Annotated in this window: 13 protein-coding genes and 2 pseudogenes; 7 read left to right on the top strand and 8 right to left on the bottom strand. The window is 74.7% G+C overall.

The window, feature by feature from the left end; genetic code table 11:
* Together JNW87_RS23990 and JNW87_RS23985 are read right to left on the bottom strand one after the other, a co-directional pair.
* Positions 1-1,777: hypothetical protein (locus tag JNW87_RS23990; protein ID WP_238454426.1), on the bottom strand; the 1,777-nt coding region annotated here is incomplete at its 3' end.
* A 186-nt stretch (positions 1,778-1,963) separates the two neighbouring features.
* Positions 1,964-3,238 (bottom strand): MFS transporter, encoded by a 1,275-nt coding sequence (locus JNW87_RS23985; RefSeq protein WP_109801412.1) that lies wholly within the window; start codon positions 3,236-3,238, stop codon positions 1,964-1,966.
* A 121-nt stretch (positions 3,239-3,359) separates the two neighbouring features.
* Here JNW87_RS23985 and JNW87_RS23980 point away from each other — a divergent pair, with 121 nt between their 5' ends.
* Genes JNW87_RS23980 through JNW87_RS23970 form a run of 3 tightly spaced genes read left to right on the top strand, consistent with a single transcriptional unit; the run spans position 3,360 to position 6,241 of the window.
* Positions 3,360-4,139 carry a (Fe-S)-binding protein gene (locus JNW87_RS23980; RefSeq protein ID WP_109801383.1) on the top strand — a complete coding sequence of 260 codons (780 nt, stop codon included), beginning with the start codon at positions 3,360-3,362 and terminating at the stop codon, positions 4,137-4,139.
* A 25-nt stretch (positions 4,140-4,164) separates the two neighbouring features.
* Complete coding sequence (locus JNW87_RS23975; RefSeq protein ID WP_109801384.1) at positions 4,165-5,628, top strand: lactate utilization protein B; 1,464 nt, start codon at positions 4,165-4,167, stop codon at positions 5,626-5,628.
* Positions 5,615-6,241 carry an LUD domain-containing protein gene (locus JNW87_RS23970; protein WP_109801385.1) on the top strand — a complete coding sequence of 209 codons (627 nt, stop codon included), beginning with the start codon at positions 5,615-5,617 and terminating at the stop codon, positions 6,239-6,241. The genes JNW87_RS23975 and JNW87_RS23970 overlap by 14 nt, the downstream gene beginning before the upstream one ends.
* Positions 6,242-6,324: 83 nt before the next feature.
* Here the strand turns inward: JNW87_RS23970 and JNW87_RS23965 are convergent, their stop codons facing one another.
* The 5 genes and pseudogenes from JNW87_RS23965 to JNW87_RS23945 all read right to left on the bottom strand — a co-directional run bounded on the left by JNW87_RS23965 (position 6,325) and on the right by JNW87_RS23945 (position 9,418).
* On the bottom strand, positions 6,325-7,125 hold the full coding sequence (locus JNW87_RS23965) for a sensor histidine kinase (RefSeq protein ID WP_238454425.1): 801 nt from the start codon (positions 7,123-7,125) through the stop codon (positions 6,325-6,327).
* Entirely contained in the window at positions 7,122-7,280 is a 159-nt protein-coding gene (locus JNW87_RS23960; protein WP_236647615.1) for an MEDS domain-containing protein, read from the bottom strand. The genes JNW87_RS23965 and JNW87_RS23960 overlap by 4 nt, the downstream gene beginning before the upstream one ends.
* The gene (locus JNW87_RS40825; protein WP_236647628.1) at positions 7,277-7,669 is read right to left on the bottom strand and encodes an STAS domain-containing protein; all 393 of its coding nucleotides are present in this window, start codon (positions 7,667-7,669) and stop codon (positions 7,277-7,279) included. The genes JNW87_RS23960 and JNW87_RS40825 overlap by 4 nt, the downstream gene beginning before the upstream one ends.
* 29 nt (positions 7,670-7,698) lie before the next feature.
* A pseudogene (locus JNW87_RS40820) lies at positions 7,699-7,995 on the bottom strand (MEDS domain-containing protein); the annotation flags it as partial.
* Between the two features lie 319 nt (positions 7,996-8,314).
* Positions 8,315-9,418 (bottom strand): hypothetical protein, encoded by a 1,104-nt coding sequence (locus JNW87_RS23945; RefSeq protein ID WP_109801386.1) that lies wholly within the window; start codon positions 9,416-9,418, stop codon positions 8,315-8,317.
* On the opposite strand from JNW87_RS23945, the pseudogene JNW87_RS23940 reads away from it, so the two are divergent.
* Positions 9,329-9,655, top strand: a pseudogene (locus tag JNW87_RS23940) (hypothetical protein); the annotation flags it as partial. The gene JNW87_RS23945 and the pseudogene JNW87_RS23940 overlap by 90 nt on opposite strands.
* 219 nt (positions 9,656-9,874) lie before the next feature.
* Here the strand turns inward: JNW87_RS23940 and JNW87_RS23935 are convergent.
* Positions 9,875-10,390 (bottom strand): 2'-5' RNA ligase family protein, encoded by a 516-nt coding sequence (locus JNW87_RS23935; protein ID WP_109801387.1) that lies wholly within the window; start codon positions 10,388-10,390, stop codon positions 9,875-9,877.
* Positions 10,391-10,471: 81 nt separating this feature from the next.
* On the opposite strand from JNW87_RS23935, the gene JNW87_RS23930 reads away from it, so the two are divergent.
* The 3 genes from JNW87_RS23930 to JNW87_RS23920 form a co-directional block, all read left to right on the top strand.
* Entirely contained in the window at positions 10,472-10,981 is a 510-nt protein-coding gene (locus JNW87_RS23930) for a DinB family protein (RefSeq protein WP_109801388.1), read from the top strand.
* 108 nt (positions 10,982-11,089) lie between these two features.
* Positions 11,090-11,467 carry an SCP2 sterol-binding domain-containing protein gene (locus tag JNW87_RS23925; RefSeq protein WP_109801389.1) on the top strand — a complete coding sequence of 126 codons (378 nt, stop codon included), beginning with the start codon at positions 11,090-11,092 and terminating at the stop codon, positions 11,465-11,467.
* The coding region (locus JNW87_RS23920) for a glycogen debranching N-terminal domain-containing protein (protein ID WP_238454424.1) at positions 11,464-13,594 on the top strand (2,131 nt) is incomplete at its 3' end. The genes JNW87_RS23925 and JNW87_RS23920, both read left to right, overlap by 4 nt.

Genomic DNA, 13,594 nt, shown 5'->3' with positions numbered 1-13,594 from the left:
CCGGCTCGCCGCCGGCCGCCCCGCCGAGGCCGCCGCCGCGCTGCGGGCCCTGCCGGAGACGCCGCACGACCTGCTGTCCGAGGCGCGCCTGTGCCTGGCCGCCCGCGCCGCGCTCGCCCTCGACGACCGGCCCCGGATCGCGCGCCTGTACCCCGAACTGCTGCCCGCCGCCGACGAACTGGCCGGGGCGGGCAGCGGGGCGCTCACCCTCGGCCCGGTGGCCCGTTACCTCGGCGAGCTGGCCACGGCGCTGGGCCGCCCCGACGAGGCGGCGGCCCACCAGCGGACGGCACGGCGCTTCCGGGTACCGGAAGTTCGCTAGCGCCGCGACCGGAACGCGCGGGCTCAGGCGGTGGCCGGGACCTCCGCGCCGGGCTGCGCGGCCGGCTCCTCGCCGGTCCGCCCGGCGGGCGTCCCCTCGGCGGGGCGTCCGCACCGCGAAGGCGTCGAAGGGCTCCCGCGGCGCGGGGACCCGCTCGACGGGGGCCGGCTGGGCGGAGACCGGCTGGGCGGGGGACGCCTCGGCGGCCGCGCGGGCGCCCACCTGCGGGTACTCGGCGGTCTCCCCGCCGCCCGCGGCGGCCGCCATCACCGCGGCGGCGGCCAGGTCGGCCACCCGCTTCGCCTCGCGCTGCACCCGGGCGCGTACCTCCTTGGCGTGCTGCTCGGCGAGGTCGGCGGCCCGGCGGGCGTCCTCCAGCCGCTTCGTCTCGGTGGTCAGGTCGCGGCGGACCTCCACCAGGCGCTCCTCCAGCTCGGCGCCCTCCTGCTCGATGCTGGCGATCTCCTGCCGGGACCGGTCGAGCTGCTGGCCGGCGGTCTCCAGCTCGGCCTGGAGCTGGGCCAGCGCCTCCTGCCGCTGCTGGAGCTCCTGCTGCACGGTGGAGAGCTGCTCCTGGTGCGCGCTCGTCTGCTCGTCGGCGCGTTCCCGGACCTCGGTGGCGTACTGCTGGGCCTCGGCGACGAGCGCGGCGATGTCCCGCTCGGCCGCGGTGGCCCGGTCGGCCAGCTCCTGCTCGGCCGCGGCCCGCCGCTCCTCCAGCTCCCGGGCCATGTTGGCCTGCCACTGGGCCAGCTCCTGCTGGGCCTTGCTGCGGTTCGCCTGCACCTCCTGCTGGATCTGCGTCCGCGCCGCCTTCACCAGCGCCTCGGAGGCGGAGCGGGCCTGCTCGACCTGCTGGTTGCTCTGCTCGGCGATCCGCTTCGCCTCCTGCTGAGCCCGCTCGTGGGCGGCCTGACCCTCGGTCCGCAGCTTCTCCGCCAGCTCGCGGGTGGCGGTGAGTTCGGCCTGCGCGGCGGCCCGCCGCTCCTCGTGCGCCTGCTCCTGCTCGGCGCGCCGGGCGTCCAACTCCTCGTCCAGCTCGCGCAGCTCCCGGGCGGCCTGCTCCCGCGCCGCGGTGAGGGCCTTCTCCGCCTGGGCGTGGAGCTCGGCGGCCCGCTTCGCGGCGGTCTCGCTGATCGCCCCGGCCTGCTTCTCGGCCAGGTCGAGGATCTGCTCGACCATCGGTCCCAGGTCACTGAACGAGGCCCGGTCCACCTGCGCCGGTCGCTGCCGCAGCTCCGCCGCCTCGGTCTGCGCCCGCTGCAACTGCACGGTCAGCTCCTGGACCTGGCGGTACGCCCGGTCCCGGTCGGCGGTCAGCGTGGACACCTCGCCGTCCAGCCGCTTGACGTACCGGTCCACCTGCCGCTTGTCGTAGCCGCGCAGCGCGAGTTCGAAGCTCGGCCGGGCCGACGCGTCCTCGTGTGGTGCGAACGGTTCCTCGCCGTTGGACATTGCGCCATCCTCCGTCGGTTCGCCAGCGCCAGGCCGGCGGATGACCGCCCCGCAGGGCATGATGAGGCGCAACGGTACCGCCACCCCGGAACGGCCCGGCGGCGTGCCCCACCACCGTCCCGGTGGGATGCCGTGACCGTTCGGCCGGATCCCGCTCTCGGCCGGCCGGTGCGGTCCCGGAAGCGGTCAGCCCGGCACCGGCCGGAGCTCCCGCTCGTCCGCCACCGGCGCCGATCCCGCCCGGCGAATCGGGCCGCAGCACCCGCCGACGGCCACCAGCAGGCAGCCCGCTCCCGCCACCAGACAGACCGGAGCGGCCCCGTACCGGCCGGCCGCCCAGGTCAGCAGGGCAGCGCCGGCCGGCCCCAGCGAGAAGTGCGTGCTCCAGAACGCGGAGGTGACCCGGCCCAGCAGGTGATCGGGCGTGATCTCCTGGCGCAGCGACATCGAGCAGATGCCACCCACGCTGACGCAGCAGAGGTGGACCGCGGCCGCCGCGATGAGGGCGGGGACGGTGCCGGCCAGCCCGATTCCGGCGACGGCGACGCCGCAGACGCCGGTCGCGCCGATCCAGGTGACGCCGAAGCCGAGCCGACGGCGCAGCGGGGCCACCAGCAGCGCCCCGGCGACCGTGCCGAGGGTGGCCAGGCCGAGCACCGTGCCGACGGTCCGGTCCGAGCCGCCCAGGTCGTGCTTGACGTGGTAGATCAGCACGTCGGTCAGGCCGAACGTCAGGAAGATGAAGACCGACAGCAGCGCGGTCAGCGACCGCAGCACCGGCTGTCGCCAGAGGAACCGCGCGCCGGCCAGGAACTCGGCCAGCGGTCGCTCGCGGGGCGGGGCGGCCGCGTCCGGGTCCGGCCGGCGGAGGCGGACCAGCCGGAGGCCGACGGCGGAGAGCGCGAAGCTGGCCGCGTTCACGCCGATCGCCGCGGTGGGACCGAACCGGGCCGACACGAGGCCGGCCAGCAGCGGCCCGACCGCGGCGGCCGCGGCGTACGTCGCGTGCAGCCGCCCGTTGGCCTCCGTGATCCGCTCCCGGTCGACCAGGTTGCGCACCGCGGTCACCGAGGCGACCTGACAGACCATGCCGACCGCCTCGCAGACCGGCAGCACCGCGAAGAGCAGCCACACCTGTGGGCCGGCGAGCCAGGCCAGCGGGATCAGTCCGTAGAGCACCAGCCGGACCAGGTCACCGACGATCATCAGGGTGCGCCGGTCGAACCGGTCGACGAGCACCCCGCCGAACACGCCCGCACCCACCGACGCGACCCCGGCCACCGCGGTGAGCAGGCCCATCCGGGCCACCGAGCCGGTCGCGTGCAGCATCAGCAGCGGCACCGCCAGGTAGGCGAAGGAGTCCCCGGCCGCGGAGACCGCCTGCGCGATCCAGTAGGTGACGAAGGAGCGGTCCCGCGCCAGGGAAGGCCGGGCCGGGCCGGGACCGCGGCGCGGGCTCACCACCCGAGGCTATCCGCCGCGCCGCAACCGGTGGCGCCCGCCGGGTCGTTGAGGGACACTCGACGGATCGCGTACGCCGCCGCGCGACGGGCCACCGGGACGCGACCTGGGAGGGCTGGACATGCGGATCGCCCTGTTCGTCACCTGCCTGGCCGACACCCTCTTCCCCGAGGCGGCCAGGGCGACGGTACGGCTGCTGGAACGCCTCGGTCACCAGGTGGCCTTCCCCGAGGAGCAGACCTGCTGCGGGCAGATGCACGTCAACACCGGCTACCCGGACGACGCGCTGCGGCTGGTGCGCCGGCACGTGCGGGCCTTCGCCCCGTACGACGTGGTGGTCGCCCCGTCCGGCTCGTGTGTCGGCTCGGTGCGGCACCAGCACGCGATGGTGGCCCGCCGGGCCGGCGACGAGCGGCTGGCCGGCCGGGCCGAGGAGGTCGCCCGGCACACGTACGAGCTGTCGGAGCTGCTCGTCGACGTGCTCGGGGTGACCGACGTGGGGGCGTACTACCCGCACCGGGTGACCTACCACCCGACCTGCCACTCGCTGCGGATGCTCCGGGTGGGGGACCGGCCGCTGCGGCTGCTGCGCGAGGTCCGCGGCCTCGACCTGGTGGAGCTGCCGCAGGCCGAGCAGTGCTGCGGCTTCGGTGGCACCTTCGCCGTGAAGAACGCGGACACCTCCACGGCGATGCTGGCCGACAAGATGCGCCACGTGCTGGCCACCCGGGCCGACGTCTGCACCGCCGGGGACGCCTCCTGCCTGATGCACATCGGCGGCGGGCTGTCCCGGCTGCGCGCCGGCGTCCGAACCGTGCACCTGGCCGAGATCCTGGCCAGCACGGAGGCGGGCCGCTCCGGCGACCCGACCGGCCGGACTACCGAGGGGGTGGCCCGGTGAGGGCGACGGACCGGGAGGGGCGGCGATGACGGAGACGTTCCTCGGCCTGCCCGCGACGGCCCCGCCCGGGGTCGGCCACCTGCGCGGCGACGAGCCTTTTCCGGTCGCCGCCCGCCGCGCCCTGGCCGACCCCCAGCTCCGCCGTAACCTGCGGCACGCCACCGGCACCATTCGGGCCAAGTCGTCGGCGGTGATCAGCGAGGTGCCGGACTGGCCGGAGCTGCGGGCCGCCGGGCGGGCGATCAAGAGCGACACCATGGCCCGCCTGCCCGAGCTGCTCGAACAGCTGGAGGCGGCGGTCACCGCCGCCGGCGGCACCGTGCACTGGGCGACCGACGCGGTCGAGGCGAACCGGATCGTCACCGACCTGGTCCGGGCCACCGGCGCCGACCGGGTGATGAAGGTCAAGTCGATGGCCACCCAGGAGATCGGCCTCAACGAGGCGCTCGAGGCCGCCGGGATCGAACCGGTCGAGACCGACCTGGCGGAGCTGATCGTCCAGCTCGGACGGGACCGGCCCAGCCACATCCTGGTCCCGGCGATCCACCGCAACCGGGCCGAGATCCGCGAGGTCTTCCTGCGCGAGATGCCCGGGGTGGACCCGGCGCTGACCGACGAGCCCGCCGCGCTGGCCGCCGCCGCCCGGCGGCACCTGCGCGCCACCTTCCTCAGCACGAAGGTGGCCGTCTCCGGGGCGAACTTCGCGGTCGCCGAGACCGGCACCCTCGCGGTGGTCGAGTCCGAGGGCAACGGGCGGATGTGCCTCACCCTGCCGGAGACCCTGATCACCGTGATGGGCATCGAGAAGGTCATCCCCACCTGGGACGACCTCGGGGTCTTCCTGCAACTGCTGCCCCGGGCGTCGACCGGGGAGCGGATGAACCCGTACACCTCGATGTGGACCGGGGTCACCCCGGGCGACGGGCCGCAACAGGTGCACCTGGTGCTGCTGGACAACGGCCGCAGCGCGGTGCTCGCCGACGAGGTGGGCCGGCAGGTGCTGCACTGCATCCGCTGCTCGGCGTGCCTCAACGTCTGCCCGGTGTACGAGCGCACCGGCGGGCACGCGTACGGGTCGGTCTATCCCGGGCCGATCGGGGCGGTGCTCTCCCCGCAGCTGACCGGGGTCGCCGACAATGCCTCCCTGCCGTACGCGTCGTCGCTCTGCGGGGCCTGCTTCGACGCCTGCCCCGTGATGATCGACATCCCGTCCGTCCTGGTCCACCTGCGCGCCCGGCACGTGGCCGAGCGCCGCGCGGCGCACCGGATGCCGAGCGCCGAGGCGGTCGCGATGGCCGCGGCCGCGTACACGATGGACCATCCCCGGCTGTACGCGGCCGCGCAACGCGCCGCGGGGCTGGGCCGGATCGCCGGTCGCGCCCTGCCCCCGCCGTTGAACGGCTGGACCGCCAGCCGGGACATGCCGGCCGCGCCGCCACAGACCTTCCGGCAGTGGTGGTCGGAGCGGAGGCGTGATGATCGCCCGTGACGTCACGCTGGCCCGGCTCCGCGCCGCCCTGGCCGCCGCACCTCCCACGCCGGTACGTCACCGGCCGGGCCACCGCCGGCAGGGGGAGCTGCCGCCCGGCGACCCGGAGCTGGTCGACCTGCTCGCCGAGCGGCTGACCGACTACCGGGCCCAGGTGTACCGGGCCACCGGTGCCGCCGTCGCCGACACGGTCGCCGGCATCCTCGCCGCCGAGGGCGCCACGGCGGTGGTGGTGCCGCCCGGGCTGCCCGCCGACTGGCGACCGGGCGGGATCGAGGTGGTGGTCGACGACGACCTGTCCGCCGACCGGCTGGCCGAGCTGGACGCGGTGGTCACCGCGGCGGCGGTCGCCGTCGCCGAGACCGGCACCATCGTCCTGGACGCCGCCGCCGACCAGGGCCGGCGGATCATCAGCCTGCTGCCCGACCGGCACGTCTGCGTGGTGCGCCCCGAGCAGGTGGTGGCCACCGTGCCGGAGGCTCTCGCCCGGCTCACCCCGGGCCACCCGCTGACCTGGATCAGTGGGCCCTCGGCGACCAGCGACATCGAGCTGAACCGGGTGGAGGGTGTGCACGGCCCGCGCCGCCTGCACGTCGTCCTCACCGACGGGTGACCGGTCACCACGTGGCCGCCTTTCCCGGTCACGGGAGGGCGGGGGACGACCGGATCAGACCGGGAAGTCCGGGTTAACGGCCGTCAGCCGGACCGTGAAGCCGTCCGGGCCGCGGTGCAGCGCCACGTGGCTGCAGGACTGGTGGGAGATCCAGAGGCCCAACCCGCCGGGGAGCCGTTGGTCGCCGGGAGGAGGCCGGCGAACGGGTCCTTCGGTCCGTCGCCGCCGTCGCTCACCGTGACCACGATGCGGTCGGCGCCGCTCCACAGCCTTATCGACACGGGTGGGAGACCGTGGCCCTGGGCGTTGGTCACCATCTCGCTGACCGCCACCACCAAGTCCTCGACGTCGTCGGCGGGGAGCTGCCCCCGGTCGGCGGCATGGACGGCGGCGCGGGCCTGCGCGGGCGTCGGGTCGGCCAGCTCGACCACCGGCACCGTCCGCTGCACCGGGTCGAGCAGCATCGCCCGCGGCTCGGCCAGGTAGCTGGTCGGCTCGGTGTAGACGCCGGTGGGCACGTGACTGCCGTCGGGCCGGGCCACCCGGGGATGGGTGCGGGCCACGTCCGTCAGCACCCGGGGCGGGGTGACTCGGGTGTCGTACGCGCACATGCTCCAGAGCGGGAAGTCGTCGTAGGCATGGTTGACGGCGGACTCGTACCGCGCCCACCAGTCCCACGTCGAGCCGAGCGCTTCGGAGGGCAGCTCACCGACGATGCGGATCTGCTGGGCGCCGTCGGCCACGAACGCGGCGAGCAGCTTCCGGTAGGAGCGGATCGCGGAGGTCGGCCGGTCGTAGACGGTGCCGCCGGGCAGGAACGTCACGCCCGAGCCGGCGGGCAGGGCCTGCCGGACCAGCTCGGCGTGGCGCCCACCGAAGCTCACCACGGCCGGCTCGCCGGCCTCGACGCCACCGAGCAGGAAGGCTCGACGCCACCGAGCAGGAAGGGCAGCACCACGGCGAGCAGGTGCTCGTCCGAGTCGAACAGGAGGGCCTCGTGGTAGTAGCCGACGTGGCCGGCGGCGGCACCGGTCCTCATCGCATGACCTCGACCCGGACGTCGGGGAGGTCCAGCAGCTCGACCAGGCGGGCCGCGGACGACCGGGAGGTGCGCAGGACGGCGGTGACGCCGCGACGCCGGGCGTGCTCGCCCAGGTGGATCAGGCAGCGATGGTCGATGAACCGGAGGTCCATCCCGTCGACCACCAGCCGGCCGTCGACCGGCTGCGGGTCGGCGCGGTCCAGCGCGGTGGCGAAGAGCCGGTGGTTGGACGGGTCCAGCTCGCCGGCCAGCGCGACCGCGCCCTCGTCCGGGTCGGCGGCGTACAGGCGGAACAGCACGTCGGCGTTGGTCTCGGGGGTGCAGGCAGGCCAGTTCGGCGATGGCCCGTTCTCCCGGCGCAGATCGCCGACATCGGATTGACGCACATGTAGCGGTCGATGAGGTGCTCGTACCGAGTGAACGCGTCCCGCTGGGCGGGAGTGCGGACCAGTGAGGTCGTCTCGGCCGCCACCCGGAAACCGGTGTAGCCGTCGGCCAGCGCGTCCGCCGTGGCGGCCGCGTAGTGCCGCACCTGGGTCTCCGGGTCGATGACCTCCTCGCGCCGGTAGGCGTCGTCGACGGAAACCATCCGGGCGGCCCCGGTGCGCAGCGCGTCAGCGAGGCCGGGCAGGCCGTCCAGGCGGTGGGTCAGCGAGCCGCGCCTGCTCGGCGCCGCGAGCCAGACCCGCTCGCCGGCCGCGAGGAAGGCCATCGCGCGGGAGTCGAGCACGGCCGGGTCGTCGTAGGCCCAGCAGAGGTGGTCGTACGCAGGGGGCGCGGCGTTGCTGGTCAAGCGGGCTTCCTCATGGCGCCTGCTTATTCCGCTCCGCGGGAACGGCCATTCGTGCCGTCCCCGGTGCCGCGGTCCGGTCCCGCCCGGCGGGCCTCCCGGTCCGGCCGGGTGGCCGGGCCGGAGGCCCCCCGGTGGCGGGTCGGACCGTCGCGGCGCACTGCCGCAGCAGGACCGGCCAGCCGCCGTCGCTCCTTGTAGGTGGCCACGAGCGGTAAGCCCAGACTCTCCGATAGTCCGGTCAAGCGGCCTGCAGGTTCCGCCACGCGGTCGACTCCAGGGGCGGGTCGGGCAGCTCGAACTCGGCCCAGTTGTTCCAGTACGCCACCGCGTCCACGTCGGCCTGCTGGCGCAGCCAGGTGACGTGGTCCCGCAGCGCCTGCGCCCGGCCGGCGCCGGTGGTGTCGGTGGTGGTCCGGCTCAGCCCGTACTCGGGGACGAGCAGCCGGAGCCCGGGGTACGCGGCGCGGATCTTGCCGAACGCGACGCCGAACATCCGGGCCGCCGTCCAGTACGTCGAGGTGTCCCGCGAGTAGCAGTCCACCCCGTAGTGCGTCATCCCCGGGTAACCCCAGTCCGTCGGGTTGCCGCGCCCCTCGTCCAGCCAGTACCGGGTCACGATCGGGCCGTGCCCGAGGACGTACCGCCGCCTGGGATGGGCGGCCACGATCTGGGCCAGCCGGGTCGCCGTGGCCCGGTACGTCGCCGGGGCGACATCGCCCATCGGCTCGTGGTACCAGGTCAGGTAGATCGGCCGGGTCAACCCGTCCAGCCAGGTGGTGAGCTGCTCGACGTCGTCCTTCCACGAGACGTGCATGACGGCCGCCGGCGCGTCGACGAACTTCCCGGCGGTCAACGGGGGCAGCTCCGGCAGGGCGTCCGCGTCGCCGGTGTCCGACCCGAAGTCCCGCATGTAGCGGATGGCCGGGTAGTCCGCCACGATCCGCTGGGTCCGGGCGCCCTTCTCGGCGCTCATCCCCACCAGCGTTGGCACCGTCACCATGGCGGTCGCGGTCGCGGTCCGTCCGGCCGCGTCCCGGACCGTGGCGGTCAGGGTCACCGTGCTCCGGCCGGCCAGCACGGTCACCGTGAAGCGGGCCGGGTCGGTGCCGCTCGGGGTGATGGTGACCCCCGCCGCGGTGGTGGTGAGCTGCCAGGTCAGCGGCACGCCCAGGTCGACCCGGACCGGGGTGTCCCAGGCCGCGCCGGTGGGGTCGCTGACCCGCCCGGAAAGGGTGAGCACCCGGGAGTCCGGATGGTAGGCGTCGACGACGACGGTGGTGGACTGGCCGGGCAGCAGCACCGCCGGGCTGACGGTGACGGAACGGATGACGGGAGCGGCCATGGCGTGCCTCCGAGGGTGTGCTCCAGGGCCGCCGGCCGCACGTCGCTGGGTGGCCAGGAGTGCCCTGACCTGCGTATTTACCAGCTTGCGTCAGTCCGTCGACGTCGCCAGCACCTCGGCAGATGGCGCAAAAGACGACGGCTGACCGGGTACGCCGCCGCCCAGGATCAGGGGCCGCACCTGCGCTCCGGCGACGCGCACCGGGTGGCCCGGCTGCACGACCGCTACGTCCGCCCGGACCGGCGCCGGCACGGCGTGGGGCGGGCGCTGCTCGCGGCGGTGTCGGACCGGGCGCCGGGTGGGTCCGGTACCTGGAATGGCAGGCCCACCGGGAGCGGGCGGCTCCCTTCTACGAGCGGCTCGGCCACCGCGGCGAGCCCTGCCCGCAGCCGGAGTACCCGACCTTCATCCTCGACTTCAGGTCGCGCTGACGCTCCGGCACCGGGAGGGCGACGCTCAGGCCAACGGGTGGGAGATGCCCCGGGCGTGGTCGGTGATCGCCGCCCCGACCACCGTGGCGGTCAGCGGCAGCACCTCCAGGCAGCGGCGCACCGCCGCGGCCATCAGGGCGTTCGGCACCCGCATGGACAGCGTGCAGTGCGGCACCCACCGTCCCGGCTGGTAGTGCTCGACCAGCGTGATGCCGGCGCGGGCCAGCCGGTGGTGCACCTGGGCGTGGTGGGCGAGCAGCTCGGTGGTGGGCGTCGGCCCGAGCCAGAGCACCCGGCCGACGAACTGGCCGGCGTGCTGGAACTCCAGCCGCAGCGGCGCGGCCACCACCGTCCCGGCGAGAGCCTCGGCGACCTGGTCGGGGTCGAAGCGGGCGGCGACGGCGAGCGAGACGTGCGGGCGGTGCCGCTGCTCCAGCAGCGACCGCATGCTCTGTACGCCCTCGGACTCCAACGCGTCCCAGAGCACCCGGATCCGCCGGGTGGCGTCGGTGTCGAGATACAGCTCCAGCGCCGCGACCACGTCGCTCACCCTAGAGGTGAGGTTTGCCCGGCCCCGAGGGCGGTACTGCCCGGGTGGCACCGACATGGAGGAGCGTGGACCGTGGATGTGACGGACCTGCTGGCGGAGGCGTACGGGCGGCTGCCCGACCTGGTCGGCGCGGCGGTCGACGGGCTCGGTCCCGAACAGCTGCGGCAGCCACCGGCGCCGGGAGCCAACACGGTGGGCTGGCTCATCTGGCACCTGACCCGGATCCAGGACAGCGGCGTCGCCGACCTGCTGGGCGAGGAGCAGGTCTGGGTCTCCGGGGACTGGGCCGGCCGGTTCGGGTTGACCGCCGACCCGAACGACACCGGCTTCGGGTACACGACCGAGCAGGTCCTCGCCTGCCGCCCGGAGAGCGGGCAGGCGCTGCTCGACTACCACCGGGCGGTGGCCGAGCGGACCGGGGCGTACCTGCGCGGGCTGCGGCCGGGAGACCTGGACCGGGTGGTGGACGAGAACTGGGACCCGCCGGTGACCGCCGGCGTCCGGCTGATCAGCCTGCTGGAGGACAACCTCCAGCACGCCGGTCAGGCCGCCTACGTGCGGGGGCTCATCGAGCCTGGTTGACGCCGCGCCGGCCGGGAAGGCTGCCTGGGGCTCACCCGGATCGGGTGAGTTGAACTCACCCCACCGCCGGGGATCCTGCGGGGACGACCGGGGACGGGAGGGGGACCGATGGGCGTCTCGGCGGTTGAGCACCTGGAACGGGGGGTCGCGGGCCGGCATCCCGAGCTGCCGGAGAACACGGCCGGCACGCTCCGCCTCGACCTGAACGACGGCGGGCACACCGAGCACTGGTACCTGACCATCGACCACCAGAACGTCCAGGTGGCCCGCTCCGCCGACGAGGCCGAGCTGATCGTCCGCGCCGACCGCGAGGTCTTCGACCGGCTGGCCGCCGGCCGGCTCCACCTCGTCGCGGCGCTGCTGAGCAACGACCTCACCGCGCAGGGAAACCTCCGGTTGCTGTTGACGCTGCGCCGGCTCTTCCCGGGTCCGCCCGGCGCCCGGCACCCGCGCGACGCGGCCTGCGGGCGGGGTGGCACGGCATGAGGCAGGAGCTGGTGAGTGTCGTCGCCGGCAACTCCTTCGCGGTCAGCGACGCGCAGGGTGACATGGAGGTGGACCCGCGCGCCCCCATCGGGCTCTTCTCCTTCGACACCCGGTTCATGTCCCGCTGGGTGCTCACCCTCGACGGGCAGCGGCTGCACGCCCTCTCCCGGGACGACATTGCCTACTTCGAGACCCGGTTCGTGCTGGTGCCCGGCGCTGCCAGTCACTACGTGGACGCCGCCGTGTCGGTGATCCGGCACCGGTCCATCAACGACAGCTTCAACGAGCGCATCACCGTGCTCAACCACGCCACGGAGCCCACCGAGTTCGTCCTGCGCATGGAGATCGGCAGCGACTTCGCCGACACCGCCGAGATCGGCCATCCGGCGCCCCGCCGGGTCACGGCCACCGCCGACTCCGACCGGGGCGAGCTGCGGCTGTGCTACCAACGGGAGCGGTTCACCCGGGAGACCGTCGTGTCCAGCACCACCTCCGCCGCCGTCGACCAGGGCGGGATGACGTTCCGGATCCGGGTCGAGGCCGACGGCGAGTGGAGCACCGACCTGCACGTCGGCGCGGTGATCCACGGCGCCGGCGGGCGGGACCTGCGGGCCAGCCTGGAGTCCCACCGGCACGCCGTACGTTCGACCATGCGGGAGGAGCTCGCGCGCTGGCTCGACCGGGCACCGCAGCTCGTCGCCGAACGCGACTCGGTGGAGTCGGCGTACGAGTGCGCGCTGACCGACCTGGCGGTGCTGCGCTACACGCCGCTGGCGTACCCCGAACGGGTGCCGGTGGGCGGCCTGCCCTGGGCGATGGCGCTGTACGGCCGGGATGCCCTGATCACCTGTCTGGAGACGCTGCCGTTCACCCCGGAGCTGGCCTCGGCCACGCTGCGGCTGCTCGCCCTGGTGCAGGGCGGCCAGCTCGACGACCACCACGAGGAGGAGCCGGGCAAGATCCTGGCCGAGCTGCGCTACGGGGAGGCGGCCGCCTTCGGCGACCAGCCGACCGGGCCCTACTACGGCGCCGCCGACACCACCCCCCTCTTCGTCATCCTGCTCGACGAGTACGAGCGGTGGACCGGGGACACCGCGCTGGTCCGGCAACTGCGCCACCCGGCCCGGATGGCGTTGGACTGGATCGACGACTACGGCGACTCGTGCGGCGACGGCTACCTGCGCTACCAGCGGCGCAACACCCGTGGCGGCCTGGTCAACCAGGGCTGGCGGAACTCGCCCGACGCGATCGTGGACCGGCGCGGGCGCCAGCCCGGCTTCCCCCGGGCCACCTGCGAACTGCAGGGGTACGCGTACGACGCGAAGATCCGGGGGGCCCGGCTCGCCCGGGAGGTCTGGGACGACCCGGGGTACGCCGACCGGCTGGAGACCGACGCCGCGCGGTTGCGGCAGCGGTTCGACCGGGACTTCTGGCTGCCCGATCGGGAGTACTACGCGCTGGCGCTGGAGCCGGACGGCACACCGGTCGACGCGCTCACCTCGAACCTCGGCCACCTGCTGTGGAGCGGGATCGTGGCGCCGGAGCGCGCCGGCGCGCTGGCCGCCCACCTGTGCGGCCCGGACCTGTTCAGCGGCTGGGGCGTGCGGACGTACGCCGACGGGCAGTGCCCGTACAACCCGGTCGGCGCGCACCTCGGCGCGGTGTGGCCGGCGGACAACGCCCTGACCGCGTCTGGTCTGCGCCGCTACGGGTACGACGCCGAGGCGGCCCGGATCACGGCCGGCATCTTCGCGGTGGCGGAGACGCTCGGCGGTTCGCTGCCCGAGGTGATCGCCGGCTATCCGCGCGAGGTCACGAAGTACCCGGTCCAGCTCCCGGTCGCCGGCCGGCCGCAGTCGTGGTCGTCCGGGGCGCTGCTGATGCTGCTGGGCACCCTCCTCGGACTGCGTCCCTGCGGAGACAACCTGCTGGTCGACCCGGCGATGCCGGCAGGGTTCGGCCGGATCGAGCTGCTCGACGTGCCGGGCCGCTGGGGCCGCGCCGACGCCTACGGGCGGGACCGGGCCTCCGGCGGCCGACCCCGGCGGCGCTGGAGCCGGTCGGTCAGTCCCCGACGGGAGGGTCCAGCGGCTGCCCGGCGGTCGTCTCCTCGGGCTCGGTCTCGGT

This window comes from Micromonospora sp. ATA51 (assembly GCF_016802855.1).
Classification (GTDB): Bacteria; Actinomycetota; Actinomycetes; order Mycobacteriales; family Micromonosporaceae; genus Micromonospora; species Micromonospora sicca.
This window is presented reverse-complemented; position numbering and strand designations above follow the sequence as displayed.

What these genes read in the sequence shown, in the direction of transcription:
- JNW87_RS23945 (WP_109801386.1), bottom strand. Translation starts at nt 9,418, where the DNA reads ATGGCCGCTCCCGTCATCCGTTCCGTCACCGTCAGCCCGGCGGTGCTG.
- JNW87_RS23975 (WP_109801384.1), top strand. Translation starts at nt 4,165, where the DNA reads ATGACGGAGACGTTCCTCGGCCTGCCCGCGACGGCCCCGCCCGGGGTC.
- JNW87_RS23960 (WP_236647615.1), bottom strand. Translation starts at nt 7,280, where the DNA reads ATGAGGACCGGTGCCGCCGCCGGCCACGTCGGCTACTACCACGAGGCC.
- JNW87_RS23970 (WP_109801385.1), top strand. Translation starts at nt 5,615, where the DNA reads ATGATCGCCCGTGACGTCACGCTGGCCCGGCTCCGCGCCGCCCTGGCC.
- JNW87_RS23980 (WP_109801383.1), top strand. Translation starts at nt 3,360, where the DNA reads ATGCGGATCGCCCTGTTCGTCACCTGCCTGGCCGACACCCTCTTCCCC.
- JNW87_RS23925 (WP_109801389.1), top strand. Translation starts at nt 11,090, where the DNA reads ATGGGCGTCTCGGCGGTTGAGCACCTGGAACGGGGGGTCGCGGGCCGG.